This window comes from Leucobacter chromiireducens (assembly GCF_003917135.1).
Classification (GTDB): Bacteria; Actinomycetota; Actinomycetes; order Actinomycetales; family Microbacteriaceae; genus Leucobacter; species Leucobacter chromiireducens_A.
The window spans coordinates 1-434 of record NZ_RPDI01000085.1 but is presented as its reverse complement, the minus strand read 5'-3'; the positions used below and the strand labels follow the sequence as shown (position 1 = coordinate 434).

Here is a 434-nt window from a genome sequence, read left to right as displayed (position 1 = left end):
CGAGCACGAGGCCCTCGGTGCTCGCGATGAGGTCGAACCAGTACCAGCCGCCGTCGCTGAACGACGTGAGCGGCAGCGCGAAGACCGTCTCGGTCGTGCCGGTGACGGTGCGCGAATCGACACGCTGCTGCACGCCGCCGGCGTTCGAGCGGTACACGATCACGGTGCCCGAGCCGGAGGTGCGCAGCGTCAGCGCAACCTCGGTGACCACGGTCCAGCGCTGCCAGTACGCCGCGGGGAACGCGTTGAAGTAGCTCGCGAAGGAGACACGCTTGCCGGAGCGCACGCGCGCGCTCGAACGGGAGAGCACGTTGTCGATGTGCGCGTTCTCGCTCAGCCGGACGTGGCGCCCGCCGATCTGGGACCAGGTCTCCGCGTCCGCGTACAGCGGCAGGACATCAGGATCCTGGGTGAGCGGGAAGACGATCGACTGC

At 68.9% G+C, this 434-nt stretch carries 1 pseudogene; it reads right to left on the bottom strand.

Features of this window, described 5'->3' with window-relative positions:
• Positions 1–434, bottom strand: a pseudogene (locus tag EGM46_RS14585) (glycosyltransferase); the annotation flags it as partial.